23 protein-coding genes are annotated in these 26,446 nt (G+C 69.6%); 15 read left to right on the forward strand and 8 right to left on the reverse strand.

The window, feature by feature from the left end; all coding sequences use genetic code 11:
* Positions 1-100 precede the first annotated feature (100 nt).
* On the forward strand, positions 101-5,722 hold the full coding sequence (locus ACFOGJ_RS00365) for a hypothetical protein (RefSeq protein WP_379897396.1): 5,622 nt from the start codon (positions 101-103) through the stop codon (positions 5,720-5,722).
* Between the two features lie 25 nt (positions 5,723-5,747).
* On the opposite strand, the gene gmk is transcribed toward ACFOGJ_RS00365, so the two are convergent.
* The 7 genes from gmk to fabD all read right to left on the reverse strand — a co-directional run bounded on the left by gmk (position 5,748) and on the right by fabD (position 12,080).
* Entirely contained in the window at positions 5,748-6,401 is a 654-nt protein-coding gene (gene gmk, locus ACFOGJ_RS00370; protein WP_379897397.1) for a guanylate kinase, read from the reverse strand.
* Entirely contained in the window at positions 6,398-7,282 is an 885-nt protein-coding gene (locus tag ACFOGJ_RS00375) for a YicC/YloC family endoribonuclease (RefSeq protein WP_379897398.1), read from the reverse strand. Before ACFOGJ_RS00375 ends, gmk begins: the two co-directional genes overlap by 4 nt.
* A gap of 72 nt (positions 7,283-7,354) precedes the next feature.
* Complete coding sequence (mltG, locus tag ACFOGJ_RS00380; RefSeq protein ID WP_379897399.1) at positions 7,355-8,344, reverse strand: endolytic transglycosylase MltG; 990 nt, start codon at positions 8,342-8,344, stop codon at positions 7,355-7,357.
* A gap of 17 nt (positions 8,345-8,361) precedes the next feature.
* Positions 8,362-9,651, reverse strand: a complete 1,290-nt coding sequence (fabF, locus tag ACFOGJ_RS00385) for a beta-ketoacyl-ACP synthase II (RefSeq protein WP_379897400.1) — start codon at positions 9,649-9,651, stop codon at positions 8,362-8,364.
* 25 nt (positions 9,652-9,676) lie between these two features.
* Positions 9,677-9,919, reverse strand: a complete 243-nt coding sequence (locus ACFOGJ_RS00390; protein WP_379897401.1) for an acyl carrier protein — start codon at positions 9,917-9,919, stop codon at positions 9,677-9,679.
* Between the two features lie 412 nt (positions 9,920-10,331).
* Complete coding sequence (fabG, locus tag ACFOGJ_RS00395; protein WP_379897402.1) at positions 10,332-11,075, reverse strand: 3-oxoacyl-[acyl-carrier-protein] reductase; 744 nt, start codon at positions 11,073-11,075, stop codon at positions 10,332-10,334.
* 63 nt (positions 11,076-11,138) lie between these two features.
* The gene (gene fabD / locus ACFOGJ_RS00400) at positions 11,139-12,080 is read right to left on the reverse strand and encodes an ACP S-malonyltransferase (protein ID WP_379897403.1); all 942 of its coding nucleotides are present in this window, start codon (positions 12,078-12,080) and stop codon (positions 11,139-11,141) included.
* A gap of 305 nt (positions 12,081-12,385) precedes the next feature.
* Between fabD and rpsF the strand changes: the two genes are divergently transcribed.
* The 14 genes from rpsF to ACFOGJ_RS00470 all read left to right on the forward strand — a co-directional run bounded on the left by rpsF (position 12,386) and on the right by ACFOGJ_RS00470 (position 26,051).
* Entirely contained in the window at positions 12,386-12,898 is a 513-nt protein-coding gene (rpsF, locus tag ACFOGJ_RS00405) for a 30S ribosomal protein S6 (RefSeq protein WP_379897404.1), read from the forward strand.
* Positions 12,898-13,161 (forward strand): 30S ribosomal protein S18, encoded by a 264-nt coding sequence (gene rpsR, locus ACFOGJ_RS00410; protein ID WP_379897405.1) that lies wholly within the window; start codon positions 12,898-12,900, stop codon positions 13,159-13,161. The genes rpsF and rpsR overlap by 1 nt, the downstream gene beginning before the upstream one ends.
* A 111-nt stretch (positions 13,162-13,272) precedes the next feature.
* A complete protein-coding gene (locus ACFOGJ_RS00415) occupies positions 13,273-14,253 on the forward strand; it encodes a DUF2232 domain-containing protein (protein WP_379897406.1) in 981 nt (326 codons plus the stop codon).
* The gene (gene rplI / locus ACFOGJ_RS00420) at positions 14,253-14,867 is read left to right on the forward strand and encodes a 50S ribosomal protein L9 (protein ID WP_379897407.1); all 615 of its coding nucleotides are present in this window, start codon (positions 14,253-14,255) and stop codon (positions 14,865-14,867) included. The genes ACFOGJ_RS00415 and rplI overlap by 1 nt, the downstream gene beginning before the upstream one ends.
* A gap of 257 nt (positions 14,868-15,124) precedes the next feature.
* On the forward strand, positions 15,125-16,435 hold the full coding sequence (locus ACFOGJ_RS00425; protein ID WP_379897408.1) for a class I SAM-dependent methyltransferase: 1,311 nt from the start codon (positions 15,125-15,127) through the stop codon (positions 16,433-16,435).
* A 166-nt stretch (positions 16,436-16,601) separates the two neighbouring features.
* Positions 16,602-18,068, forward strand: a complete 1,467-nt coding sequence (locus ACFOGJ_RS00430) for a replicative DNA helicase (protein WP_379897409.1) — start codon at positions 16,602-16,604, stop codon at positions 18,066-18,068.
* Positions 18,069-18,073: 5 nt separating this feature from the next.
* The gene (gene alr, locus ACFOGJ_RS00435; protein ID WP_379897410.1) at positions 18,074-19,267 is read left to right on the forward strand and encodes an alanine racemase; all 1,194 of its coding nucleotides are present in this window, start codon (positions 18,074-18,076) and stop codon (positions 19,265-19,267) included.
* 15 nt (positions 19,268-19,282) lie between these two features.
* Entirely contained in the window at positions 19,283-20,056 is a 774-nt protein-coding gene (locus ACFOGJ_RS00440) for an MlaE family ABC transporter permease (RefSeq protein WP_379897411.1), read from the forward strand.
* A 3-nt stretch (positions 20,057-20,059) separates the two neighbouring features.
* A complete protein-coding gene (locus ACFOGJ_RS00445; RefSeq protein ID WP_379897412.1) occupies positions 20,060-20,854 on the forward strand; it encodes an ABC transporter ATP-binding protein in 795 nt (264 codons plus the stop codon).
* Positions 20,855-20,912: 58 nt separating this feature from the next.
* Positions 20,913-22,313: a DNA repair protein RadA gene (gene radA / locus ACFOGJ_RS00450; RefSeq protein WP_379897413.1), complete on the forward strand. Its 1,401-nt coding sequence runs from the start codon at positions 20,913-20,915 to the stop codon at positions 22,311-22,313.
* Between the two features lie 15 nt (positions 22,314-22,328).
* Positions 22,329-23,057 carry a CvpA family protein gene (locus tag ACFOGJ_RS00455; protein ID WP_379897414.1) on the forward strand — a complete coding sequence of 243 codons (729 nt, stop codon included), beginning with the start codon at positions 22,329-22,331 and terminating at the stop codon, positions 23,055-23,057.
* Positions 23,058-23,126: 69 nt separating this feature from the next.
* Positions 23,127-24,701, forward strand: coding sequence for an amidophosphoribosyltransferase (purF, locus tag ACFOGJ_RS00460; protein WP_379897415.1), 1,575 nt, complete (start codon positions 23,127-23,129; stop codon positions 24,699-24,701).
* 20 nt (positions 24,702-24,721) lie between these two features.
* The gene (locus ACFOGJ_RS00465) at positions 24,722-25,297 is read left to right on the forward strand and encodes a DUF2937 family protein (RefSeq protein ID WP_379897416.1); all 576 of its coding nucleotides are present in this window, start codon (positions 24,722-24,724) and stop codon (positions 25,295-25,297) included.
* Positions 25,287-26,051 carry an SDR family NAD(P)-dependent oxidoreductase gene (locus ACFOGJ_RS00470; RefSeq protein WP_379897417.1) on the forward strand — a complete coding sequence of 255 codons (765 nt, stop codon included), beginning with the start codon at positions 25,287-25,289 and terminating at the stop codon, positions 26,049-26,051. Before ACFOGJ_RS00465 ends, ACFOGJ_RS00470 begins: the two co-directional genes overlap by 11 nt.
* Positions 26,052-26,174: 123 nt before the next feature.
* Here the strand turns inward: ACFOGJ_RS00470 and ACFOGJ_RS00475 are convergent.
* A partial coding sequence (locus ACFOGJ_RS00475) for a transposase (RefSeq protein ID WP_379897418.1) occupies positions 26,175-26,446 on the reverse strand: 272 nt, incomplete at its 5' end.

Here is a 26,446-nt window from a genome sequence, read left to right on the forward strand (position 1 = left end):
CGCCGCGGTCCTGCTGGCCGGCCTCTGGGCCGGTCCGGCGGCTGCGCAGAACGTGCCTCCGAGCACGGCCCCAAGCACGTCCCCAAGCACGTCCCTGGGCATGGCCGACCTCGCCGGCCGCTGGATCGTGCAATACGAGGATGCCGCCCTGGGCCGGGTCGAAGGCGAGGCCATCGTGTTCGACGATGCCCGCCCGTGGGTCGCCTTCACGCCGGCAACCGAATCTCACGGGTTCGGGCGGCTGGCGGACGACCACCAGGCGGATCGGCCGGCGGTACCGGAGTCGAAGGGACCCGTCACCTTGGACGGCGATCGGATCACGATCACCCTGGACGGCGAACAGCCATCCGCGCGCGACCGGGCCTTCGATCCCGCCGGCATCGACCTCGGCACCGCTGGCGGCGACCGGGTCGAACTGGCCCTGGGCAACGGCACGGCCAGCCTGCCTGTGACGAAAGCCGCCGTTGCGCTCGACCGGGTCGAGATCACCCTGAACGCGGCCGCGCCGGACATTCTGGCCGGCCACTGGCGGCAGTTCGTGGACCCGGTCACCGGCCGCACCGACAGCGGCGGCGGCCGCAGCGGCGCCTACCGGCTGGCCGAGGGCGCGGCGCCCGGCGGGCTGATGCAGGGCATCGAATTCTGGCGCCGGCCGATCCCGCAGGTCGTGGAGGTTGTTCCGGTCGACAACCTGTTCGACCGCGACCGGGACGGCGCGCCGCTCTTCCCCTATGGCGGACCGGATGGCGGCGGCCAGGGTGGCGGCACGACCCTCCTGGTGCTGGGCAGCGACCTGCCGGAGCGGACATTGCACTGGCAGGGTGTGGAGATCGAGAGCCGCGAGGACGACGTCGCCTATCGTCCGCGCAAGACCCGCGCCGACCTGGACGCCGGCGATCCCCTGGCGATCGCCATGGTCGAGCGGGGCTTCGAACGGCTGGAGCGGAAATATGCCGGCAATCCGGCCTATGTCGCGGCGCTGCGGGAGCATGCCACCCCGCTGCTGGTCGATGCCAGCTGGGATGCCGGCGTCCTGCCGGGGCGCAAGAATCTGCGCATCGGCGATTCCGAGGCCGGCTGGATGCTCCGTTTCGGCGACCATACCGCGGCGATCTCCTTCGTGCGGGCGAGCGACGGCCCGACCGGCCCGCCGCTGCGCTACATGATCCCCAATGAGGTCGTGCAGGCCCGCGTGGATCTGGCCGGGCCGATGCCGCGCGACACGCTGCCGCTGCAGATCCTGGTCGACGGCGATCCGGTGATGGTCCCCGGGCCCGGCGGCCAGCCGGTCCGCCTGGTGATGATGGCGCGGCCGGCCGATCCGGAGCGTCGGATCTTCCTGACCGAGCCGTTCCTCGTCAGCCGCTTCGAACCGGCGGGGGATGCGCCGGCCGCGCAAGCGGCGGCCCGGGCCGAACGGCTCCAGGCCTACGGGGTCGTCGAGGATGTTACGGTCCCGCCCGGCAACACCCTGCGGGCGGTGTTCGAGGACGATCCCTACCTGGCCCTGTCCACCCCCTATGCGGAGGCGAAGGCGGTGGTGTCGGCGGAAACGATCCCGCTGGCGATGATGGAGACGGAGGACGATCTGCGCAGCCGCGCGGTGATCGGCATGGACTGGCGGCATGCCCTGCGGCGCGCCGCGCGTTGCCACGGCCTGCCGGAACGGGCCGTCCCGGACCGCCGGCTGACGACCGAATATACCCATTTCCTGCTCGCACCGGTCCAGGACCTCCTGGACAACGGCCTGGCAGCCAGGGAGCTGGAGCGGCAGGACTATGACGGCATCGGCCCGGTCTCGAGGGTCGAGACGCATATCCGGGTCGGCAGCCATGCCGCGGCCCTGATGCTGCGCGACTACGGCCTGGCGCTGCTCTATCGCGCCCGCGACCGCTATGCCGCGGTGCAGGGGGACGAGGCCCTGCTCGGCCTGCGCCAGACCCTGGCAGCGGCACGCTTCGACGGCCAGACCTCGCCGCTGCAGGTCTTCACCGTCGCCCCGCCGGCCGGGGCGCCGCCGGCGGACCTTGTCAGGCGCGCCCTCTCGGGCGGGGAGCCCGGCATCCCCTATGGCCTGGCGCTCAGCGACGACTGGCTGCTGCGCGAGGCCGGCCTGGAAGGCCCGTCCCTGCGCGCCTACCAGATCGCCTCCACCCGGGAGGCCCTGCAACAGACCGTTGCGGCGATGGATCGGGCGATCGAGCGGCTGGCCGACGTAGCGCCGGCCAGCGACCCGCTCGCCACGACGACCGGCGGCAGGCTGAGCAGGAACGACCTGCCGGGTGTGGCGACCGATCCGCTGTGCCGTACCACCGACCTGCTGGATGCGGTCGCGCCGCTCGGTCCGCTCGTACCGGAGGTCCTCGCCAGCCTGGCGCTGTCCAACGACGGCTTCGACGCCGGCACGGTCGATCCGACCGCCCCCGGACGGCCGACCTTCACCGTCACCGACGGGGTCGCGCTGCGCACCTTCGCCGACCTGGAGCGCCTGCAGCGCCGCAGGAAGGAACTGCAGGCGGCCTCCGACCTGGACAGTCAGATAACCCTGGCGGCGATCGGCATGACCTCGGCAGGGGTCGCCCTGGCGAGCAAGGTCCTGCCGCTCGCCCTGTCGGGCACCGCAGCCCTGGCCCTCGGCGTCGGCGATATCGGCGCGGCTTTGTGGGTCGAGCCGGCGGCCTACGACCGTCGTGCCACGGAACTGGACTTCGCACAGGGTGTGGCGGCGATCGTCGGCACCGACCGCTACGAGGAGGCCTGGCTGGGCCGGCCCAACCCGATCGCGACCCTGACGGCCCTCGGCATGTCCGGGCTGGACATCTTCGGCCAGGCGGCGGTCGGCGAGATCGGCAGCACCCTGGCCGCGATCCAGAAGACGATCGGCGGCGCAAAGGCGCTGGCGGCGGCGCCGTTCATCGGCGGTGCCGGGCCGGCGGCGCGGCTGATGCGGCGCCTGCAGGGCAACAGCGCGGCCTACACCGCCGCGGCGCAGCGGGGCACCGCGCTGGCGCCGTCCCTGGTCGACGATCCGGCACGCCTGGCCGAACTGCCGCTGGACGACCGTGTCGCCCTCTATGCCGCCTACGACCGGGTCGAGCGGATGGTGCAGAAGGGCGGCATGGAGGCCTGCAACCTGAACCCGGCGGAACTGGACGCCCTGGCCATCGGGCGGGGCCTGAAGCAGGCCGACATCGTCCTGCCGGACCCGCCGCCCCTGTCCGCGCTCCCCGACTGGGTGAATGAGGGCCCGGTCCACAGCTGGGCCGTGCAGGCGCCGGAAGGAGGCCTGTTCGCAACACCGCGTGCGGCCACCCCCCCGCCGTCGCGGGCGCCGCCGCGAGCCGCCGACGATGACGCCGGCTGGGTGGACGCGTCACCGGACATGCCGTCCTGGCTGAGCGCGCCGCCGCAGCCGCTGCCGCCTGGCAGCAGTGTCGCCGATGCCCTCGCCCCCTCGGCCACGGCGCGCCTCAGCGCCGAGGAGATCGCGGAACTGGAGGCGCTCGAGCCGCTCTCCCGGATCGCGGACCCGGATGCGACGGCAGTGTTCCGTCGCGCCTTCGATACCGACGATGTCGCCTACGAAGCGTCACTGCGGGACGCGATCGCGCAGAACCGGTTCGACGGCGTCGGAGAGTTCTACCGGGCCGGCGGCGAGGACACCGAGTTCCTTGCCCATATCCAGACCCCCGGCGGCACCTATGTGCTGAACCTCGACCCGGACGGCATCCGGCGCGGTTCCTTTGCCCGCTTCCTTCCGGCGACCGACAATGCCGGCCGGCGTTTCGCCGTTCGCGAGCCGGGCAATGGCCATCTCAGCGATGCCGGCTACGACGCAGCGGAAGAAGCGGCCCTCTACACAGCCAATGCCCGCGCCGACGCCTTCGGCCATTCGCTGCTGCAGGCAATGCCGGCAGATGACCGGGACATCGTCCGCGCTGCCGAGATCTACCTGCAGTTCCGCATCCCCGGCGCGCCGCCCTGGCGTTTCGGCCAGGTCGTCGAATTCGTGGAGACACGGGCCGGCGACCTGCTGCGCCAGGGGGACCTCAGTCCCGGCCAGTTGATCGCGCTGGACCGCGGCATCCGCAGGCTCAACCGGCGCGGCATCGTCTGGCTCGACAACCATCCAGGCAATTTCGGCTTCCAGCCGGTCGCCGGGAAGCCGGACGCGTGGACCCTGGTGATCTTCGACACTGGCGGCCTGATGCCCGTGCAGCGGTTCGGCTGCCGCTCCGCGTCGGATATCGCCCGGGAACTGCAGGTGCAGGCCTCCCTCGGGATCGGGGCGCGGATGGACGCGGCGGCCTCGAAGTTCGGTCTTGCAGGCGGACGTGCCGCGACGGGACAGCAGCGACGACTGCTCCTGGCCGCCATCCAGGACGAGCTCTACGACGAGTTCCGCGCCCTGCCCTATTTCGAGCCGGAGCGTTTCGTGCCCGGCATGAGCTTCCAGGAACTGGAATTCCTGCCGATCGGCCTGGATCGGGCCGGACCCCGGGCGGAGGAGCTGTTCTCCATCAATGCCGCACCGGGTCGGATGGACGAGATCTACCACCTGCTGCGCAACAGCCCGGACGGCGGCCTGCCGGCGGGTCTGGCCGGCCGCACCCTGGACGATGCCGACACCCTGCCCGGGCTGACGGAGGAACTGGGCGCCGCCCTGCGGGACGGCGGGCCGCGGCGTCTGAGCGACCTGGACAATGTGTCGCCGGACGCCGTGCGCGGGGTGGAACTGGCCGGCCTCGACGAAGCCGCCCACGTCCTGCGGCTTTTCGAGGAGGCGCCGCTGCGCATGTCCGCCCTGGTCGGCGCAAGCGACGATGCCATCGCCCTGCTGCACTACCCGTTCCGCGACACCGGTGATTTCGCCGCGGCCGTCGCGGAGGCCGGCCTGCGCCGCCAGGCCGCGGTGCCGGGACGGGCCGACTACGACGCGATCGTGCAAGGCCGGCCTGGCGCCTGGTACAATCGCCGGACCGATTTTCAGACCACCGGCCTGTCGGACGGGGCGGAACGCTCGCTGACCTATACGGTCATGGACCAGGCCGGCGGCGGCACGGCCCTGGCACAGGCCGCGATGCGGCGCCAGGCGGGCCGCAGCCCGGACAGATGGGTCGCGGTACTGGAGGATGCGCAGACGCCGCGGCGGGTGCTGAGGGGCTATGACGATGCCGGTCCGGCCGCCGACGAGCCTCTGGCCTCCATGAACATGGCCGGCCTGACCCCGGGCGGCGCGGTGCAGCTCGACCGATTCAACCTGCTGCGGAACCTGGATCGGCTGGGCTTCCGATACGGCGACCCGTCCCTGCAGGCGCTGCGGCTGGAACATGTCGTCGATGCCGCCACCTTGCTGGAGATGGGGCATCTGATGCGGCGCTTCCCGGGCAAGGACCCCAACCTGCTGTTCCGCCAGACCGGCCGCTACCTGGAAATGGAGGAACTGGCGGCCGGACTGGGCCTGCGGATCGACGGGGTGCGCACCTCCGGCGGCGATGTGGCCAATGTCGCGGCGCTGGAAGCCGCAGCGCCCGGAACGTTTGAGGCGCGGGCCTATCCGGCGCTCGCCGCCGTGCGGCGGGACCATTTCGACCCGACCAAGCTGCGGGTGCCGATGGCGCGCAATGCCGGCCTGGACGAGGTGCTGGAACGGTTGGAGCTGACGCCGGACGCGATGCTGCCCTATGGCTTCGATGTCGAACTGCTCATGAGTCCGCTCTGAGCGATCGATTCGGCAATCCCGGCGGTCAGATCTCGCGCAGGCCCTTCACGAATTCCACCAGGCCGGTGCGCCGGTTGCGGCGCAGCCGCTCGGCACGAAGGATCGAATGCACCTCCTCCAGGCAGGCATCGACATCGTCGTTGATCGCGACATAGTCGTATTCTGCCCAGTGGCTCATTTCGTCCGCGGCCTTGGCCATGCGCCGCGCCACGATCTCCGCCGAATCCTGGGCGCGGGCATAGAGCCGGTGCTCCAGGTCCTTCTGGCTGGGCGGCAGGATGAAGATGCTGACCAGGTCCTCGCGCGCCCGCGCCCGCAGCTGCTGGGTGCCCTGCCAGTCGATGTCGAACAGGATGTCGCTGCCGGCGCGCAGCTTCTCCTCCACCGTGGCAGCGGGGGTGCCGTAGTGGTGGTCGAAGACCTTCGCATGCTCCAGCAGCTCGTCGCCGGCCACCATCTCCTGGAAGCGGGCCGGGTCGATGAAATGGTAGTCCACCCCGTCCCGCTCCCCCGGCCGCCGGGTCCGGGTGGTCACCGAGACCGACATGCTGAGCTGTCGGTCGCGCTGCAGCAGGCGCCGCGACAGGGTGGTCTTTCCCGCGCCGGAGGGCGAGGACAGGACCAGCATCAGGCCGCGACGTGCGACCGTGACCCGCGCATTGCCGGACATCGCGTTCATTCCACGTTCTGCACCTGCTCGCGCAGGCGGTCGATGGCGAGCTTCAGGTCCAGGCCGATGCGGGTCAGGTCCAGGTCGTTGGCCTTGGAACAGAGGGTATTGGCCTCGCGGTTGAACTCCTGCGCCAGGAAGTCCAGCTCGCGGCCGACCGGCGCATCGGCGGCCAGATGCCCGCGCGCCTGCGCGACATGAGCCTTCAGGCGGTCGATCTCCTCGGCGATGTCGGCCTTCACCGCCAGCATCGCCAGCTCCTGCGCCAGGCGCTCCTCCGGCACCGGGGTGCCGGCATCCAGCAGCTGGGACACCTGCTCCCGCAGCCGGTCGCGTTGCCGGGCCTGGCGCTGCACGGCGGCGGCCGCCGCCGCCGTCACCAGTTCCTCGATCCGGTCGATCAGCTCGCCAAGCACCACGGTCAGGCGGTCGCCTTCGGCCCGGCGCGCCGCAACCAGGCTGTCGGCGGCCTGCTGCAGGTCGGCCAGGAGCGCCCGTTCGACGGCCTCGCGGTCCTGCGACGGCTCCGGCTCCACCGGCTCCAGCACGCCGCGCAGCGCCAGCAGGCCGTCCAGCCGCGGCGGCGCAGCTTCCACATCCGCCGCCACTTCGGAGGCAAGCGCCGCCAGCTCAGCCAGCAGCGGCCGGTTGATGCGATAGCTGACACCCTGGGCCACCGTGGCGACCTGGAGATTGCAGGTGACGGAACCGCGCCGCAGCTGCTTCGACAGCAGCGCCCGCGCCGGGGCCTCGACCCCTTCCGTGCCCGGCGGCAGCCGCAGGCGCAGGTCCAGCCCGCGCCCGTTCACGCTGCGCAGTTCCCAGGTCCAGGACTGCGCCTCGTTGCCCCCCTGCTGGCGGGCGAATCCCGTCATGCTGCTCAGCGGCACCCTGTCATCCCTCGCTCTCGCCCCACTCTGGCCCACCCTGCCGTCGCGCCGGCGTCGGGGCGCACGCGTCCCTCACTCGGAAACCCTGTCCTTGCGCTGCTGCGCCCGCCAGGCGCGGACATTGCGATTATGCTCCGCCAGGCTGGCGGCAAAGACATGGCCGCCGGTTCCGTCGGCCACGAAATAGAGATAGTCCGTCTCGGCAGGGTCCAGGACCGCGGCCAGCGCCGCCCGGCTGGGATTGGCAATCGGCGTTGGCGGCAGGCCGGCGATCACATAGGTATTCCAGTCGGTCGGGGTCTTCAGGTCGGTGCGGCTCAGCGGCCGGCCGAGGGTCCCCAGGCCGTCTGACACGCCGTAGATGACCGTCGGGTCGGACTGCAGCCGCATGCCCTTGCGCAGCCGGTTGGTGAACACGCCCGCAACCAGCGGCCGTTCCTCGGCAATGCCGGTCTCGCGCTCCACGATCGATGCCAGCACCAGGGCCTCGTCCGGGCTGTCGATAGGCAGACCTTCCGCGCGGCCTTCCCAAAGCTGCTGCAATGCCGCGTCCATCGCGGCCGCCATCCGGTCGATCACCGACTGCCGGCTGTCGCCGCGCTCGAAGGCATAGGTTTCCGGCAGCAACCGGCCTTCCGGCGGCAGTTTCTCGATCTCGCCGGTCAGTTCGGATTGGGCCTGCAACAGTGTGGCGACCTGGCGGACGGTCAGCCCTTCCGGCACGGTGACCTGGTGCAGGACGCGATCGCCGGACCGCAGCTTCGCCAGCACGCCGGCCGGCGAGATGCCCGGATCGAAGGCATATTCCCCGGCCTGCAGGCTGCGGCTCGCGCCTTCGGCGAGCACGCCGGCGCGGAACAGGGTGGCATCGGCGACGACGCCGGCCTGCTCCAGCCGCGCGGCGATACCGCCGACGCCGGTCCCCTTCGGGATGACGACATTGACCTGTTCGGTCGACGGGCCCGGCCCGATCCATTGCTGCCAGCCCCAGAACGCCACCGCGGCGGCGATCAGGAGAAGGCCGAACAGCCCGGCAAACAGCCGGAGAATCGCACGGCGCATGCGCCGGCCCTCTCAGGTCAGTTCAACTGACGGATCACCAGTGACGCGTTCGTGCCGCCGAAGCCGAAGGAGTTGGACAGGGCGGCCCGCACCTCCCGTTCGCGCGGCTGGAACGGCACCAGGTCCATCGTGTCGGCGCCTTCGCAGGGATCGTCCAGGTTCAGGGTCGGCGGTACCACGTTGTGGTGGATCGCCAGGGTGGAGAAGATCGCCTCCACCGAGCCGGCGGCTCCCAGCAGGTGACCGACGCTGGACTTGGTCGACGACATCGACACCTTGCCCGCGGCATTGCCGAACAGCTGTTTCACGGCGCCCAGCTCGATCTCGTCCCCGAGCGGGGTCGAAGTACCGTGGGCGTTGATATAGTCGATATCGTCCGGGCTCATGCCGGCCCGCTTCAGCGCCGTCTGCATGCAGCGGAAGGCACCGTTGCCGTCCGGCGCCGGTGCGGTGATGTGATAGGCGTCGCCGGTCAGGCCATAGCCGACGATCTCGCCGTAGATGCGGGCGCCGCGCTTGCGCGCATGCTCCAGTTCCTCCAGCACGACCACGCCGGCGCCTTCGCCCATGACGAAACCGTCGCGGCCCTTGTCCCAGGGCCGTGATGCGGCCGTCGGACGGTCGTTGTAGCTGGTGGACAGCGCCTTCGCCGCGGAGAAGCCCGCAATGCCGATGCGGCAGATGCTGCTCTCCGCGCCGCCGGCAACCATCACGTCGGCGTCGTCCAGCATGATCATGCGGGCCGCGTCGCCGATCGCATGGGCGCCTGTCGAGCAGGCGGTGACCACGGCATGGTTGGGGCCGCGGAAGCCGAACTCGATGGAGACATTGCCCGAGATCAGGTTGATCAGGACCCCGGGCAGAAAGAACGGGCTGATCCGCCGGGGGCCTTTCTCGTTGAGGGTGTCCGCCCCGTCGACGATATTGCTGAGGCCGCCGACGCCGGAGCCGATCAGCACGCCGGTGCGGATCTGGTCCTCATCGCTCTCGGCAACCCAGCCGGAATCGGCGATCGCTTCTTTCGCCGCGGCCATGCCGTAGAGAATGAAGTCGTCGACCCGACGCCGTTCGCGCGGATGCATCCAGTCATCGGGATTGAACAGCGCCTCCGACGGCACGTCCGCCGGAAGGCCCTCTTCGTCGATGAAGGGGATCATGGCCGCAATCCGGCACGGCATGTCGTCGACCTTGAACCGCTCGATGCGGCGCAGCGCGGAATGGCCCTTGAGGAGCCGCTCCCATGTCGCTTTCACGCCGCTGCCCAACGGCGTGACCATGCCGAGGCCGGTGATGACAACCCGGCGCATCGTCACCCTCCGATCACATGTCCGATCAGGACCCGTGTTCCTTGATGAACTCGATCGCGTCCTTCACGGTCAGGATCTTCTCCGCCGCGTCGTCCGGGATTTCGACGCCGAACTCTTCCTCGAACGCCATCACCAGCTCGACCGTGTCCAGGCTGTCGGCGCCCAGATCGTCGATGAAGCTGGCGGATTCGGTGACCTTGTCCTCGTCGACCCCCAGATGTTCGACGACGATCTTCTTAACGCGCTCTTGGATGTCGTTATCGCTCATGATCTGGTCCTCGATCCTCCCGCGACATATGCGGCCCGCCCGAACCTGTTTCCGGCGGCAATGATGGGTGACCCTTCGCTCTCCGGGAAATGCCCGCCGACACGATGACCGCGACAGGCATGCCCGTCTTGGCCAATCGGCGTCGCAAGCCTGCCGGCCGGGAAGCGTGCCTGCGCGGGGCTGTGGATGCCCGGCGGGCGCTCCGCCCCCGGTGCGGTGCGCTTGCACATCGCCGCCGCGGGATCATCCGAAAGCCTGCGGATGCCTGCCGGCGGCGAAAGGGTGTGGGTGGATAGCACAGTTTCCCCAGAGTGCAAATTGCCGGACCGCGCTTTTTCCCGATCCGATTCCGCCGGCCGTACCTGCCCCCGGACCATGCCGGTTCGGTGCGGTTCCGACAGCGTCCCCGAACTCAAATCATCGCCATACCGCCGTTGACGTGCAAGGTCTGGCCGGTGACGTAGCCGCCGGCATCGGAGGCCAGATAGTGGACCGCGGCGGCAACATCCTCGCCGCTGCCGAGTCTCGCCATCGGGATGCGGCCCAGGAGGCCCTCTTTCTGGGCATCGGTGAGCGCATCGGTCATCGGCGTCTCGATGAAGCCGGGCGCGACGCAGTTCACCGTGATGCTGCGGGCGGCCAGTTCCTGCGCCAGCGCCTTGCTCATGCCGATCATGCCCGCCTTGGCGGCGGCATAGTTGGCCTGGCCGGGATTGCCGGTGACACCGACGATCGAGGTAATGCCGATCACCCGGCCGTGCCGGCGTTTCATCATGCCCCGCATCAGCGCCCGCGCGAGCACGAATCCGGATGTCAGGTCGACCTCCAGGACATCGTCCCAGTCCTCGTCTTTCAGGCGCATCGCCAGGTTGTCGCGGGTGATGCCCGCATTGTTCACCAGGATATCGACCTGTCCCAGCGCCTCTTCCGCACGGCCGGCCAGGGCGGCGACCGCCGCCCGGTCGCGCAGGTTGCACGGCAGGATCGGCGTGTCGCCGCCCAGCGCCTCGGCGACCTGCTGCAGCGCGTCCTCCCGCGTTCCGGAGATCGCGACCTTCGCCCCGGCGCCTTTCAGGCGGCGGGCGATGGCCGTGCCGATGCCGCTGCTGGCCCCGGTCACGAGTGCGGCGCGGCCGCTCAGATCGAAGTCGCTCATCCGCTGGTCCTTTCCTTGATGGCCGACGCAGGCCGGTTGGTGGCAGGGCTGTCCGGTCGCCGCTCAGAGCGCGCGCAGCAGGGCCTCGATCTCGGCGGGTTCGCCCGCCGCCTCGCCCTTCATGTCCCGGTCGATCCGCTTCAGCATGGTGGTCAGCACCTTGCCCGCGCCCAGTTCGACGACCTCGGAAACGCCCTGGTCGCGCATCCAGAGGACGCTTTCCCGCCACCGCACCGTGGCGGTGACCTGTTCCACCAGAAGGCGGCGGATGGTCTCCGGATCGGATTCGCCCTGCGCCGTCACGTTGGCCACCACGGGCCGGCGCGGCGGCGCGATCGTCTGGCCGGCCAGCGCCTCCGCCATCGTGTCGGCGGCGGGCCGCATCAGCGCACAATGGAAAGGGGCGCTGACCGACAGTGGCACCACCTTCTTCGCGCCGCGCTCCTTCGCCAGCGCCGTCGCGCGATCGATCGCCTCCGCGCTGCCGGCCAGCACCGCCTGTCCGGGCGCATTGTCGTTCGCCATCTCGCAGACATCGCTGCCGGCCGCGTCCCGGGCGACCGCCTCGGCCACCTCCGCGTCCGGTCCCAGCAGGGCGATCATCGCCCCCTTGCCCACCGGCACGGCGGACTGCATCGCCTGGCCGCGCCGCTTCAGCAGGCGGGCGGTATCGGCGAGCGGCAGCGCACCGGCCGCGGCCAGCGCCGTATATTCGCCCAGACTGTGGCCGGCGAAGAATGCCGCCTTGTCGGACAGCGGTGCGCCGCCCTGCCCCTCCAGCACGCGGACCGCCGCCATGCCGACCGCCATCAGGGCGGGCTGCGCATTTTCGGTCAATGTCAGGTCGCCCTCCGGCCCGTCGAACATCAGGGCCGAGAGCTTCTGCGACAGGGCGTCGTCGACTTCCTCGAAGACGAGCCGGGCTTCGGCAAAGGCTTCCGCCAGGCCGCGGCCCATGCCGACCGCCTGGCTGCCCTGACCCGGAAAGACGAATGCACGGCTCATGTCTGGCCCTTCCCCTCTTGTTGCCACCGGTGCCGCCGATGCGGGGCGCTAGTGTTAGGAGCAGCCGCGGCGGCGATCAAGCGAGCGGGCCGGCGGCGGTCGTCGACGCCCGGTTCCGGCGCGCAACAATCGCTTGCGTTGACGGCGCGGCTGACTATATTGCCGCGCTCGTCTCCTTGCCGGGCCGGAGGGCCGGTCCGGCTAGGTCCGAACCGTCCCTTCCATGGCACCAGGCCGCCCGGCTTTCCGGGAACCGGTTGCCGCGGCGGCGACGCCGGGCCGCTGAACAGCCGAAGGGAGAGCTGATGCCCTATTATGAGACGGTCTTCATCGTGCGCCAGGACGTGTCCGGCGCCCAGGTGGAGTCCCTGGCCAACGAGTTCAAGGAACTGGTCGAGGCGCAGGGCGGCTCGGTCACCAAGGTCGAACCCTGGGGACTGCGCAGCCTGGCCTACCGGATCAAGAAGAACCGCAAGGGCCATTACACCCTGATGAACATCGATGCGCCGCCGGCCGCGATCGCGGAGCTGGAGCGGACGATGCGCATCAACGAGGATGTCCTGCGCTACCTCTCGGTGCGCGTGGACGAACTGAAGGAAGGCCCCTCCGCCATCCTCACCAACAAGGGCCGCGACGACCGGGATCGCGGCGGCCGCGGCGGGCGCGACCGTGACCGCGGCGACCGCGGCGGGCGTGATCGTGACCGTGGCGACCGCGGCGGACGCGACCGCGGCGATCGGGGCGACCGTGGCGATCGCCCGTTCCGCTCCGAGGGCCGCCCGTCCCATGGCGAAGCCGCTGAAGGAGGGATGTCCTGATGGCCGCACCCCAGGCAAAGGCTCGCACCTCGCCGCCGCTGCGGCGTCCGTTCTTCCGCCGGCGCAAGTCCTGCCCCTTCTCGGGCGCGAATGCCCCGGTGATCGACTACAAGGATGTGAAGCTGCTGCAGCGCTTCGTGTCCGAGCGCGGCAAGATCGTGCCGAGCCGGATCACGGCGGTGTCCGCAAAGAAGCAGCGCGAACTGGCAAAAGCCATCAAGCGGGCCCGCCAGCTGGCGCTTCTGCCCTACATCCTGCGCTGAGGCGAACCGCGGCAGGCAGCCGTCATCCGGCGGCGGCCTGCCTGCGGCCGGCTGTCGCCGCCGCTGCGGCCGGCCGCTGATGGATCAGGTTGGAACCGAGAGGGTGCGGCAATGCGCCAGGGCTGGCTGTTCGGGCTCTGCTGCGGTCTCGGCGCGGTCCTGCTGCTGGCACTGGCGGAACTGGCCCCGGCCACGGCTCTGCTGGTCTACGCCATCCCGATGGGGCCGTTCCTCGCCGGGCTGATGGCCGGCACCGGTCCGGCGCTCGTGGCGGCACTGGTGTTCCTGCTGGCAGCCGTGACATTCGCCCCGGCGAGCGGCGCGATCCTGTTCGTGGCTCTCGCCCTTCCTGCGGTGCTGCTGAGCTGGCAGGCCCTGCAGAGTCCGCCGCAGGGGCAGGTCGGCCCGGGCTTCGGGCCGGCGCAGGGCAATGTCGCGGCAGCGCCGAAATGGATGAAGCCGGGGCCCCTTCTGGGCAGCCTGGCGGCCGGCGGCGCGGCCATCGGCCTGGCCGCCCAGATTGCCATCGGCAGCCAGGAGGAGGCGGCGACCCGCTTCCTGATGGCGCAGATGGCGCCCCTGACGGAGGCGGGCGCCGGCGGCGGCGCGCAGCTGGACAGGGAACAGCTGCAGGCCCTGGTCGAGGGATCGCTGCGGGCGGCGCCGCTGGGTGTCGGCATCCTCTGGGTGCTGGTGATGACGGTGAACGGCGTCCTGGCTCAGGCGATCGCCACGAGCCTGGGACGCAGCCAGCGTCCGACGCCCGCCTACCGGCAGGTGCAGGTGCCCGGATGGGTGCTGTACGGCATGGGTGGCGGATTGTTGCTGGGGCTTGCGCCGGAGCCCCTGGGCCAACTGGGCACGATCGTCGGGATCGTGCTCGCCACGGCTTATCTGATGCAGGGGCTTGCGCTGGTGCATGCCTTTGCGCGGCGGACGGGCAGCGGCCGGTGGCTGCTGGTCCCGTTCTACATACTGTTTCTGGTGGTCGGCCCGCTGATGCCCTTCGCGGTGGTAGTGCTGGGTCTGGTCGAAGACCATGTCCGATATCGCGACCGCGAAGGCGGACCGGTCGGCAAGGAGGACGAGTGATGGAAGTCATTCTGCTGGAGCGCGTGGACAAGCTCGGTCAGATGGGCGAAGTGGTCCGCGTGAAAGACGGCTATGCCCGCAATTTCCTGCTGCCGCAGGGCAAGGCGCTGCGCGCCAACAAGGGCAATATGGCCCGCTTCGAGAAGGAGCGGGCCCAGCTGGAGGCCCGCAACCTGGAGCGTCGCCAGGAGGCCGAGACGGTCGCCGGGCGGATGACGGATTTCTCCGTCGTGCTGCTGCGCCAGGCCGGCGAGAGCGGTCAGCTTTACGGTTCGGTGTCCGCCCGCGACATCGCGGACGCGGCCACCGAGGCCGGTGCCAGCCTCGGCCGCGAGCAGGTGCGCCTGGAGCGTCCGATCAAGACCCTGGGCCTGCACGACGTGCGCGTCGACCTGCACCCGGAAGTCACGGTGGAGATCCAGGTGAACGTCGCGCGCTCCGCCGAGGAGGCCGAGGTCCAGGCCCGTGGCGGCGATCCGACCGCGATGCCGGAGGACGACGACGAGGACGAGGACTACGAGGCCGAGGACCTGCAGGACGAGGTCGAGGGCCTTGGCCCGCAGCCCGACGTCGACCTGCCGGTCGACGAGCAGGAAGAGCAGGCGCGCCAGTAATGCGCGGGGCGGCCGGCCCGCATCAGCCGGCCGGCCGCCCCCCGTCGCTTCCCGCGGCCGTCGCTTCCCGCGGCCGTCGCTTCCCGCGGCCGTCCCTTCCTGCGGCCGCCCCATCCCTTCCCGCGGCCGACCGCGCGTCCAGGCCCCCGCCACACCCAGGCCCCCGCCACAAAGGCCCGCCACAGTATCCGCGAAGTTGCCTGCCCGGGTGTGCAGTACCATCTTGCCGGGGGCGCGAACTCTGGTAACTTTTCGCCATGTCTTTTCGCGAGAAGCTCTTCAACACTGTCATCCGCACCGGCACCCTGTCGGTGATCGGCACGGACGGTTCAAAGGCGACCTACGGCGACGGCAGCGAACCGAAGGTCACCATCCGCCTTCATGACCCTGCCCTGCCCCGCCGGATCGCCCTGAATCCGGGTCTGGCCGTCGGCGAAGCCTATATGGATGGCGGCCTGACGATCGAGGATGGCGGCGACATCCGGCAGCTCCTGGACCTCGCCCTGCGCAACATGGGCTGGGGCATCGGCGAGCACTGGATCATGCGGCTGGGCTACCGGATCCGCATCGCGATGCGCCGGCTGGGCCAGATCAACCCGGTGGGCAAGGCGCAGGCCAATGTCGCCCACCACTACGACCTGTCGAACACCCTCTACGACCTGTTCCTGGATTCGGACCGGCAATATTCCTGCGCCTACTACGTCTCCCCCGATCAGAGCATCGAGGATGCGCAGCGGCAGAAGAAGCGGCATCTGGCCGCCAAGCTGCTGCTGGAAGACGGCCAGAAGGTGCTGGATATCGGCTCCGGCTGGGGTGGGCTCGGCCTGCACCTGGCGCAGGCGCACCGGGTCGATGTCACCGGCGTGACCCTGTCGACGGAGCAGCACGGCGTGTCGCAGGACCGTGCCTCCCGCGCCGGCATGGCCGACCGGGTGCGTTTCAAGCTGCAGGACTACCGCCACGAATCGGGGGTCTACGACAGGATCGTCTCCGTCGGGATGTTCGAGCATGTCGGCGTCTACCACTACCACGAGTTCTTCCAGAAGCTGCACGAGCTGCTGGACAAGGACGGTGTCGCGCTGCTGCATACCATCGGCCGCGCCGACGGTCCGGGCACCACCAACAGCTGGATCCAGAAGTACATCTTCCCGGGTGGCTATACCCCCGCCCTGTCGGAGGTCATGCCGCATATCGAGCGCGCCGGCCTCTACGTCACCGATATCGAGGTGCTGCGCCTGCACTACGCGGAGACCCTGCTCGCCTGGTATCGCCGCTTCCAGCTGAACCGGGAGCGGATCAAGGGGCTCTATGACGAGCGGTTCTGCCGGATGTGGGAGTTCTACCTGGCGGGGTCGGAGATGACCTTCCGCCATGCCGGCCATGTCGTCTTCCAGATCCAGATGGCGAAGCGGCAGGATGCGGTTCCGCTGACCCGCGATTACATCACCGACTACGAGCGGGCCACGCCGCTGGCGGAAACGGTGGAATCGCCGAATTCCACGCCGCCGGAACTGGACGGCGCCGGACAACCCAGCGCCGGCGATCCACAGCACCAGGCGGCCGAATAGCCGGACGCCGCCGCCCGAGTCGCGACTTGTCCCCGCCATCCACAGGCTGGGGACGGATCTTATCCACGGCATTTTTCTCAGGCCCCGGGGTTCGCCCGGGGCATGGCCGGGTATGCGCTGCTATGCTGTCCCGCTCCGCCCCAGCATCGTGCAGACAGTGACCGCAATGGCGATTCTCAGTTCCGTGGATTCCGGCAGCGAGGCGAATGCGCCGCGCGCCCTGCCCCACAACCTCGAAGCCGAGCAGGAAGTGCTCGGCGCAATCCTGGTGGACAACGACCTTGGCGTGGAATTCCGCCAGTTCCTCTCCGCCGAGGATTTCTTCCACCCCGCCCATGGCCGCATCTTCGCCGCCGCGATCACCATGATCGAGCGCGGGCAGCTGGCCGATCCGGTCACCCTGCGCGACTATCTGGCGAAGGACGAATCGCTGGCCCAGGTCGGCGGCGCCGGCCCCTACCTGGTGGGACTGACCCAAGCACTGTCCTCGCGCATAACAGCGCCCGCCTATGCCCGCGTCGTGCGCGACCTGGCCCTGCGCCGCCACCTGATCAAGGTCGGCGAGGAAATGGTGAACAATGCCCAGGCCGCGGATGTCGAGGAAGAGGCCAACAGCCTGATCGAGGCGGCGGAGGCGCAACTCTTCACCCTGGCCGATACCGGACGGGCGGAGCGCGGCCACAAGACATTCCGTGAGAGCCTGGACATGTCCCTCACCATGGCCGAGCAGGCCATGCAGGCGGGCGGCATCTCTGGCGTTCCCACCGGATTGAACGATCTGGACGCCAAGCTCGGCGGCCTGCAGCGCTCCGACCTCCTGATCCTGGCCGGCCGGCCGTCGATGGGAAAGACCGCACTGGCGACCACCCTCGCCTTCAATGCAGCCCTGGCGCATTTCCGCTCCGGCGGCCGCGAAGGCGCGCCGGTCCTGTTCTTCAGCCTGGAAATGTCAGCGGAGCAGTTGGCGACCCGCATCCTGGCGGAGCAGACCGGCATCGCCTCCGACCGCCTGCGCAAGGGCGAGATCACCGAGGAGGAGTTCCGCGACCGGCTGGCACCGCAGGCGCAGCTGATCGCCGACGTGCCGTTCTTCATCGACGATACCGGCGCCATCGGCATCGGCGCCCTGCGTACCCGCGCCCGGCGGATGAAGCGGATCAACAATATCGGCCTGATCGTGGTCGACTATCTGCAGCTGGTCCGGGGCTCCGCCCGTCACGCCGACAACCGGGTGCTGGAGATCTCCGAGATCACCCAGGCGCTGAAGGCGCTGGCGAAGGACCTGAACGTGCCGGTGATGGCGCTCAGCCAGCTGAGCCGGCAGGTGGAGAACCGGGACGACAAGCGCCCGCAATTGTCCGACCTGCGCGAATCCGGCGCCATCGAACAGGACGCGGACGTGGTGATGTTCGTGTTCCGGGAAGAATATTACGAGCAGCGGCGCGAACCGCGGGCCGGCACCCCCGAGCATGCCGAATGGCAGGCCAGGATGGAGGAAATCCACAACATTGCGGAAGTGATCATCGGCAAGCAGCGGCATGGACCGATCGGCAATGTGAAGCTGTTCTTCCAGCCCGATTCCACGCGCTTCAGCGACTTCGTGCCGGACGATCACCTGCCCCAGAGCATCTGACCGCCGTGGCCGCGGCATCTGGGGCGGACGGCCGGTCCTCCGGGACGGCGGTCCTGTCACGCCTGATCGTGGATATCGACGCCGTGGTCGCGAACTGGCACCTGCTGGCCGGGCGCGCCGGTGCGGCCGAATGTGCTGCGGTGATGAAGGCGGACGGCTACGGGCTGGGTGTGCGCCAGCTCGCCCCCGCCCTGGCGGAAGCCGGCTGTCGCAGCTTTTTCGTCGCCCACCCGGCGGAAGGCGTCGCCATGCGCCGGCATCTGGCGGAGGCCGGCGCCGGCACGGCGCGGGTCTTCATCCTGCATGGCCTGCAGGAGGGCGAGGCCGCGCTGTTCCGCGCCCACGACCTCTGCCCGGTCCTGTCCACGGAGCGGCAGATCCGCCTGTGGCAGGCCGCGGCGCGCGAGGCCGGCCGGCCGCTGCCGGCGGCCCTGCATGTGGACAGCGGCATGAACCGGCTGGGCCTGGCGGAGGACGCCTTCCGGCGCCTGGCGGCCGACCGTGACGGGTTCGAGGGCCTGTCGCTGCAGCTGCTGCTGACTCACCTGGCCTGCGGCGACGATCCTGCCGACCCGATGAACGCCATGCAGCGGGCGCGCTTCCTCGCCCTGCGGGCGCTTCTGCCGCAGGTGCCGGCCAGCCTGTCGAACTCCGCCGGGATCTTCCATCCGGAGCATCCGCCGCTCGACCTGGTCCGGCCCGGCATCGCGCTCTACGGGGTGGACCCGGTGGACCGCCCGCCGGCGCAGAATCCTCTGCACCCGGTGGTGGAATGGCACAGCCGGATCCTGCAGATCCGCGAAATTGACGCTTCCGAGGCCGTTGGCTACGGTGCGGCCTTCCGCGCGAAGCGGCGGACCCGCCTGGCCACCGTCTCCGTCGGTTATGCGGATGGCTATCTTCGCGGTCTCTCCAACAAGGCATATGGCGCGCTCCATGGGGTCCGCGTCCCGCTTGCCGGTCGGGTTTCGATGGACCTGCTGACCTTCGACATCACGGATCTGCCGGCGGACCGGGTGCGGGAAGGCGACGAACTGGAGCTGGCCGGACACACGGTGTCGGTTGGAGAACTGGCGCGGTGGGGCGGCACGATCGGCTACGAGATCCTGACCCGGCTTGGCCCACGGATAAACCGACGCTACAAGAAAGCCGGACAACTCATTGATAATGAAGATGCGTGCGGAAATGCCCCGGTCTGATTCGGAACCTGCATCGTGAACCCGCTGCGCACCATCGGTCGCTTCTTCCTGGGCTTCCTGGGCGCCACAGGCCGGGTTGGCATGTTCGCCGGCCAGGGCCTGATCCATGCCGCCGCGCCGCCCTTCTACCTGCGGATGCTGCTGCGGCAGATGCTGGTGATCGGCTACTACTCGCTGCCGGTGGTCGGCATGACGGCCCTGTTCACCGGCATGGTGCTGGCGCTGCAGACCTATATCGGTTCCGCGCGCTTCAACGCCGAGAGCGTGGTCGCCCAGATCGTCGTCGTCGCCATCACCCGGGAACTGGGCCCGGTCCTGGGCGGGCTGATGGTCGCCGGCCGGGTCGCCTCCGCCATGGCGGCGGAGATCGGCACCATGCGGGTGACCGAGCAGATCGACGCGCTGGTCACCCTGGCCACCAATCCGTTCAAGTATCTCGTCGCGCCCAGGCTGATCGCCGGCATCCTGATGCTGCCGCCGCTGGTCGCCGTGGCGGACATCATCGGCATCTTCGGGGCCTATCTGGTCGGCACCCAGGCGCTGGGCTTCAATCCCGCCAGCTATCTCGACAATACGTTCAGCGTCCTGGAATGGAGCGACGTCATCTCCGGCCTGGTGAAGGCGGCGATTTTCGGCTTCCTGATCGCCCTGATGGGGGCCTATCACGGCTTCAACTCTCAGGGCGGTGCGCAGGGCGTGGGCAAGGCGACGACCAACGCCGTGGTCTCCGCCGCAGTGCTGATCCTGATCGCCAACTACATCACCACCGCGGTCTTCTTCCAGGAATAGGATGTGAGCGGCTCCCCGGACAACAATGAGCGGCCGAAGATCGAACTGGCCGCGCTGCGCAAGCAGTTCGGATCGAAAGTGGTCCTGGATTCCGTCGACCTGAAGGTCCCGCAGCGGCAGTCGCTGGTCGTGATCGGCGGCTCCGGCACCGGCAAGTCGGTGTTGCTGAAATGCATCCTGGGCCTGCTGCATCCGGAAGGCGGCTCGATCCGCATCGACGGGCGCGAGACCGTCGGCCTGGGCCATCGCGACCGCGAGGAGGAGATGCGCAAGTTCGGCATGCTGTTCCAGAATGCCGCGCTCTTCGACAGCCTGAAGGTCTGGGAGAACGTCGCCTTCGGCCTGATCCAGGGCCTGCGTGTGCCGCGCGCCCGCGCCCGCGAAACCGCGATCGAGAAGCTGGCCGATGTCGGGCTGCGCCCCGATGTGGGGGAATTGTTTCCGGCGGAACTGTCGGGCGGCATGCGCAAGCGCGTCGGCCTGGCGCGGGCGATCGCGACGGAGCCGGAGATCATCTTCTTCGACGAACCCACCACCGGCCTCGACCCGATCATGGGCGACGTGATCAACGGCCTGATCGTGGACTGCTCTCGCCGGCTGGGCGCGACCACCCTGAGCATCACCCACGACATGGCCAGCGTGCGCAGCATCGCCGACCGGGTCGCGATGCTGCATCAGGGAAAGATCATCTGGGAAGGCCCGGTGTCGAAGATCGACGAATCCGGCAATCCTTATGTTGACCAGTTCATCAACGGTCGCGCCGACGGGCCGATCCAGATGGATGTGAGGAAACCCTGAGGTCCGGGCCTGTCCGGCACTGGCCAGGCGGCTCCCGACAGAAGAGGCGGAAACCAGGATGGCACGCAGGGAACGGCAGTTCGTCTGCCAGGATTGCGGCGCCGTCTACCGCAAATGGCAGGGCCGCTGCGACGCCTGCGAGGCCTGGAACACCATCGTCGAGGAGGCGCCGGTCGAACGCCGGCCGGGCGGCCCGGAGATCCTCGGTGGGCGGGCCCTCTCCTTCGCGTCCTTGGACGGCGGCGAAGCGCCGGTGCCGCGGGTGCCGACGGGCCTGGCGGAACTGGACCGGGTCCTGGGCGGCGGCATCGTGCATGGTTCCGCGATCCTGATTGGCGGCGATCCGGGCATCGGCAAGTCGACCCTGCTGCTGCAGGTCATGGCGGCGCTCGCCGCGGCCGGCCATCCCAGCACCTACATCTCCGGCGAGGAAGCGATCGCGCAGATCCGGCTGCGGGCCCAGCGCCTCGGCCTCACCGGCGCGCCGCTGCGGCTGGCCGCCTCCAACAGCCTGCGCGACATCCTGACCTCCCTGAACGCGGAAAGCCGGGAACGCGCGGTCGCGGCCGGCGGCATCCCGGAAATCGTTGTGGTGGATTCCATCCAGACCGTCTATGCGGACGGGATCGATTCCGCGGCCGGCACGGTGTCCCAGGTGCGGGCCTGTGCGCACGAGCTGGTGCGCCATGCCAAGGCCAGCGGGGCGGCGGTGCTGCTGGTCGGGCATGTCACCAAGGAAGGCCAACTGGCGGGCCCGCGGGTTGTGGAGCATATGGTCGACACCGTCCTGTATTTCGAAGGCGATCGCGGTCACCAGTTCCGTATTCTGCGTGCAGTCAAGAACCGCTTCGGCGCGACCGACGAGATCGCCGTGTTCGAGATGGGCGATGCCGGGCTGGCGGAGGTTGCCAATCCCTCCGCCCTGTTCCTGGCCGATCGCGAGGCACCGGTCAGCGGCGCCTGCGTCTTCGCGGGGATCGAGGGCACCCGGCCGCTGCTGATGGAGCTGCAGGCGCTGGTCGCCGAGAGTCCGCTGGGCACGCCGCGCCGCGCCGTGGTCGGCTGGGACGGGGCGCGGCTCGCCATGGTTCTGGCGGTGCTGGAAACCCGCTGCGGGGTGCGCTTCGGCGCCTCCGACATCTATCTCAACGTCGCCGGCGGCCTGCGTGTGCGCGAACCCGCTGCCGACCTGGCCGCCGCCGCGGCGCTGCTTTCGGCCCTGACCGACAAGCCCTTGCCGCAGAAGATGGTCGCATTCGGCGAGGTCAGCCTGGCCGGCGAGATCCGCCCTGTGACACAGATGGAGGCACGCCTGAAGGAAGCGGCCAAGCTCGGCTTCACCGAGGCCCTGGTGCCCGCCGGCGCGGCCGACAGCCGCACCGGTGGGGCCGGCATGCGTCTGCGGGAGGCTCGTCACCTGCACGACATCGTGCCGATGATCGCCGCGGAAGCGGCCTGAGGACGGACCGGCGCCATGGACAGCCTGCCAATCAGTCCCGTCGATATCGGCGTGCTGGTGCTCCTGCTGATCTCCGGTCTGCTCGCCTTCTCCCGTGGCTTCGTCCACGAGGCGCTGGCGGTGGCGGGTTGGGTCGGCGCTGCGCTTGCCGTTCTGTTCCTCCTCCCCTATGTGTCGCCCTATCTGAGAGAAAATATTTCGAACATCTGGCTGGCGGACGGTATCGGCGCGGCGGTGATCTTCATCGTCGCCCTGATGCTGTTCTCCCTGATCGCGCATCGCGTCGCTTCGGCGGTGCAGGACAGCGCGCTGGGGCCGGTCGACCGGAGCCTGGGCTTCGTCTTCGGGCTGGTGCGCGGGGCGGCGATCGTCTGCGTCGCCTATCTGATCTATGCCTGGATGGTGCCGCCGGCGGAATTTCCGCCCTGGCTGCGGGAGGCACGCAGCCTGCCGGTGGCGCAGGCAGGCGGCGCCTTCCTTCTGGATCTGGTGCCGGGTGCCGCGGACGCGGCGCCGCATCTGCGCGAACCGGAACTGAGGATCGGCCTGGACGACCTTTTGCCGCAACGCGGCGCACCCGCCCCGGACTCGGCCCGACAGCCCGATGCGGGCGGCACGGCGCCAGGGGCCGGCACCACCGGCAGCGGCACCGCGGACGACCCGGCCGGCTATGATCGCCGCAGCCGGCAGCAGTTGGAGAACCTGATCGGCACGCAGGGCGAAGGCGCGCCGGCAAAAGACTAGCCCCTGCGGCCGCGCCGGCCGACAGAGACCGGCCGAGGCGGGGGCGGTCGAGGTGGAGAAAACCACGCGATGAGCGATATCGACATGCGCCATGTGGACAACGACATGACGGCGGATAACGACGGGACGGCCGGGGACGACGTGACGGCCGGCGATGCCTGCCTGCTGCCATGGGCGTCAGACGACGGCGACGACAAGTTCCACGAGGAATGCGGCGTTTTCGGCATCTTCGGGGCCGCGGACGCTGCCGCCCACACGGCGCTGGGGCTGCACGCCCTGCAGCATCGTGGACAGGAGGCATCTGGAATCGTTGCCTGCGACGACGGTCGCTTCAACATGCACCGGGCACTGGGCCATGTCGGCGCGAACTTCTCGACGCCGGATGTCATCCAGCGACTGCGCGGTGCCGCCGCGATCGGTCACAACCGCTATTCCACCAGCGGCGAGACCATGTTGCGGAACGTGCAGCCGCTGTTCGCGGACCTGGCCTCCGGCGGCATCGCGCTGGCCCATAACGGCAACCTGACCAATGCACTGGCCCTGCGGCAGGAACTCGTCGATCGCGGCGCGATCTTCCAGTCGACGATGGATACCGAGGTGGTGGTCCATCTGATCGCCACCAGCCAGCGCAAGACCCTGGTGGAGCGGCTGATCGACGGCCTCACCAAGGTGGAGGGCGCCTATGCCTTCGTCGCGCTGACCGAGGATTCCCTGATCGGCGCCCGCGACCCGCACGGGGTGCGGCCGCTCTGCATCGGCCGCCTCTGGGGCACGTCGGGCGAGGCGACGATCCTCGCCTCGGAGACCTGCGCCCTGGACATCATCGGTGCGGAATATGTCCGCGATGTCGAACCGGGCGAGGTTGTGGTCATCACCGAGGCTGGCATCGCCAGCATCAAGCCCTTCCAGCCGGTGCAGAACCGCTTCTGCATCTTCGAATATATCTACTTCGCGCGCCCGGATTCCTGGGTGGATCGCAAGAGCGTCTACGAGGTGCGCAAGGCGATCGGCGCTGAACTGGCGCGCGAGAGCGGCGTCGATGCCGATGTCATCGTGCCGGTCCCCGATTCCGGCGTGCCGGCGGCCCTGGGCTATGCGGAGCAGGCGGATATCCAGTTCGGCCTGGGGATCATCCGGAACCACTATGTCGGCCGCACCTTCATCGAACCGACCGACCAGATCCGCCATCTGGGCGTGAAGCTGAAGCACAATGCCAATGCCGCGATTCTGGCCGGCAAGCGGGTGGTCCTGGTGGACGATTCGATCGTCCGCGGCACCACATCGATGAAGATCGTCGAGATGGTGCGCGAGGCCGGCGCGGCGGAGGTGCATATGCGCATCGCCTCCCCGCCCACCACCCATTCCTGCTTCTACGGCGTGGATACCCCCGAGCGCTCCAAGCTGCTGGCGGCCCGTCACAGCGTCGAGGACATGCGCCGGCTGATCCGGGCCGACAGCCTCTCCTTCGTCAGCCTGGACGGCCTGTACCGGGCCATGGGGCGGACGGAGCGCAATCCGGAGCGGCCGGCCTATTGCGACGCCTGTTTCACGGGCGACTACCCGGTCCGGCTGACCGATTTCGACGCCACAGACCGGACCGGTCCGGTGCGTTCGATCTCGCGCCTGGCCGCCGATCGCGGCTGACCGGCCGGGCGACACGCCCGATGGCCATCATCCGCGACCTCTGGAACGGGCTGTTCGCGGTCGGCGGCGCGGCCGGCGCCAGCCAGGGGCCGGCCTTCCTGCAGCAATACCTGCAGCGGCTGGGCGGCACCATCGACGGCATGAAGCGCGCGGCCGAGAGCCTGGAGGAGGTGCCGCCCGCGCTGATCTTCCAGATCAACACCTTGACGGGGCACGAGGCGGCGCTGCGCGAGGCTTCGGTGCTGGCGCGGCCATTTGTCTTCGCGCAGACCCTGGACCAGCGGGTTCTGGACGGTACATTGGCGGCTTTCCAGCCGGCCGTGCCGCTGACCACAGAAGCCCTGGTCTACGGCGCGATCGGCATGCTCCTCGCCATTCTGCTTGGCGGCCTGCTTGCCTGGCTGCTTGCGGTGCTGTTCTGGCGGCCGCTGACGGGCCGCCGCCGGCGGCACCCGCGCGCGCCCTCGCGGCGCGACCGGCAGGACCGGCGGGACGATGACGACCGTTTCGAGCGCGGCCCCGCCCCTGCGACCGCGTCGGGGCCCCGCCTGAGGCGCGACTGGCTCCCCCCTCCCGGAGATCCCTATGAGCGATAGTCCTTCCGCCGTGTCCGATACGCCCCGCCTCGCCGGGAAGATCGCCCTGGTGACCGGCGCCAGCCGGGGCCTGGGGCGGGCCGCGGCGCTGCGGCTGGCCGGCGCCGGGGCCCATGTGATCGCGGTGGCGCGCACCGTCGGCGCGCTGGAGGAACTGGACGACGAGATCCAGAAGGCGGGCGGCAGCGCCACCCTGGTCCCGCTGGATTTCCAGGAGCCGGCAGCGATCGACGGCCTCGCCGCCCCGCTGGCGGAGCGCTGGCGCCGCCTGGACATCCTGGTCGCCAATGCCGCCATGCTGGGCCGCCTGACCCCCACGCCGCAGATCCCGCCGGACATCTTCCAGCGGGTGCTGAACGTGAATCTCGTTGCCAACTGGCGGCTGATCCGGGCACTCGACCCGCTGCTGCGGGCCGCGCCGCATGGCCGGGCGGTCTTCGTCACCTCCGGCATCACCCGCCACCTGCCCGCCTACTGGGCCACCTACAGCACGACCAAGGCGGCGCTGGAGGCGATGGTCATGACCTACGCCCAGGAAGTCGAGAAGACCAACCTGCGTGTGAACCTCTACAATCCGGGGCCGATGCGCACCGGCATGCGCGCACAGGCCTTCCCCGGCGAGGACCCGCAGCGCCTGCCGCCGCCGGAAGAGCGGACGGACGGCATCATGGCACTGGTGGACGAAAGTTGCTCACTGCATGGCGCATGGGTCGCCGGCGATGCGGAAGTGCCAGCGGCGGCGGCGCGCCACTGAGCGACGCTGGCGTATCCTGCGTCCGGTTGGACGTAGCAAAATGCTCTATCTTATTGAGAACGATCAATTTATTTGGCTCGGATGCGTCCATCCGAGCGCATGTTGATCTAGAGCGTTCCCGCTTTAGGTGGAAGCATAGCCTGAGTTTGCGAAGTAGGCGGCACATTCCTGCGGCTGAAAGCGGTTGAGGACGTTGCCGATAGCTTCGACGGTTTCAGAGATCGACCGCGCCTGCGCGCGTCGCAGCCAATGCTTCAGCTTTGCGAAGACCTGCTCGATCGGATTGAGGTCGGGGCTGTAGGCCGGCAGGAAGAACAGTTTGGCGCCGGCTGCACGGATCGCCGCCCGCACCGGCCTGCCCTTGTGGCTGCCGAGATTGTCGAGCACGACAATGT

The organism is Marinibaculum pumilum (assembly GCF_042646425.1).
Lineage (GTDB): Bacteria > Pseudomonadota > Alphaproteobacteria > Ferrovibrionales > Ferrovibrionaceae > Marinibaculum > Marinibaculum pumilum.

Coding starts and splice junctions, on each gene's coding strand:
- ACFOGJ_RS00365 (WP_379897396.1), top strand. CDS start 101: ATGGCCGACCTCGCCGGCCGCTGGATCGTGCAATACGAGGATGCCGCC.
- gmk (WP_379897397.1), bottom strand. CDS start 6,401: ATGAACGCGATGTCCGGCAATGCGCGGGTCACGGTCGCACGTCGCGGC.
- mltG (WP_379897399.1), bottom strand. CDS start 8,344: ATGCGCCGTGCGATTCTCCGGCTGTTTGCCGGGCTGTTCGGCCTTCTC.
- fabF (WP_379897400.1), bottom strand. CDS start 9,651: ATGCGCCGGGTTGTCATCACCGGCCTCGGCATGGTCACGCCGTTGGGC.
- ACFOGJ_RS00390 (WP_379897401.1), bottom strand. CDS start 9,919: ATGAGCGATAACGACATCCAAGAGCGCGTTAAGAAGATCGTCGTCGAA.
- fabG (WP_379897402.1), bottom strand. CDS start 11,075: ATGAGCGACTTCGATCTGAGCGGCCGCGCCGCACTCGTGACCGGGGCC.
- fabD (WP_379897403.1), bottom strand. CDS start 12,080: ATGAGCCGTGCATTCGTCTTTCCGGGTCAGGGCAGCCAGGCGGTCGGC.
- rpsF (WP_379897404.1), top strand. CDS start 12,386: ATGCCCTATTATGAGACGGTCTTCATCGTGCGCCAGGACGTGTCCGGC.
- rpsR (WP_379897405.1), top strand. CDS start 12,898: ATGGCCGCACCCCAGGCAAAGGCTCGCACCTCGCCGCCGCTGCGGCGT.
- ACFOGJ_RS00415 (WP_379897406.1), top strand. CDS start 13,273: ATGCGCCAGGGCTGGCTGTTCGGGCTCTGCTGCGGTCTCGGCGCGGTC.
- rplI (WP_379897407.1), top strand. CDS start 14,253: ATGGAAGTCATTCTGCTGGAGCGCGTGGACAAGCTCGGTCAGATGGGC.
- ACFOGJ_RS00425 (WP_379897408.1), top strand. CDS start 15,125: ATGTCTTTTCGCGAGAAGCTCTTCAACACTGTCATCCGCACCGGCACC.
- ACFOGJ_RS00430 (WP_379897409.1), top strand. CDS start 16,602: ATGGCGATTCTCAGTTCCGTGGATTCCGGCAGCGAGGCGAATGCGCCG.
- radA (WP_379897413.1), top strand. CDS start 20,913: ATGGCACGCAGGGAACGGCAGTTCGTCTGCCAGGATTGCGGCGCCGTC.
- ACFOGJ_RS00455 (WP_379897414.1), top strand. CDS start 22,329: ATGGACAGCCTGCCAATCAGTCCCGTCGATATCGGCGTGCTGGTGCTC.
- purF (WP_379897415.1), top strand. CDS start 23,127: ATGAGCGATATCGACATGCGCCATGTGGACAACGACATGACGGCGGAT.
- ACFOGJ_RS00465 (WP_379897416.1), top strand. CDS start 24,722: ATGGCCATCATCCGCGACCTCTGGAACGGGCTGTTCGCGGTCGGCGGC.
- ACFOGJ_RS00470 (WP_379897417.1), top strand. CDS start 25,287: ATGAGCGATAGTCCTTCCGCCGTGTCCGATACGCCCCGCCTCGCCGGG.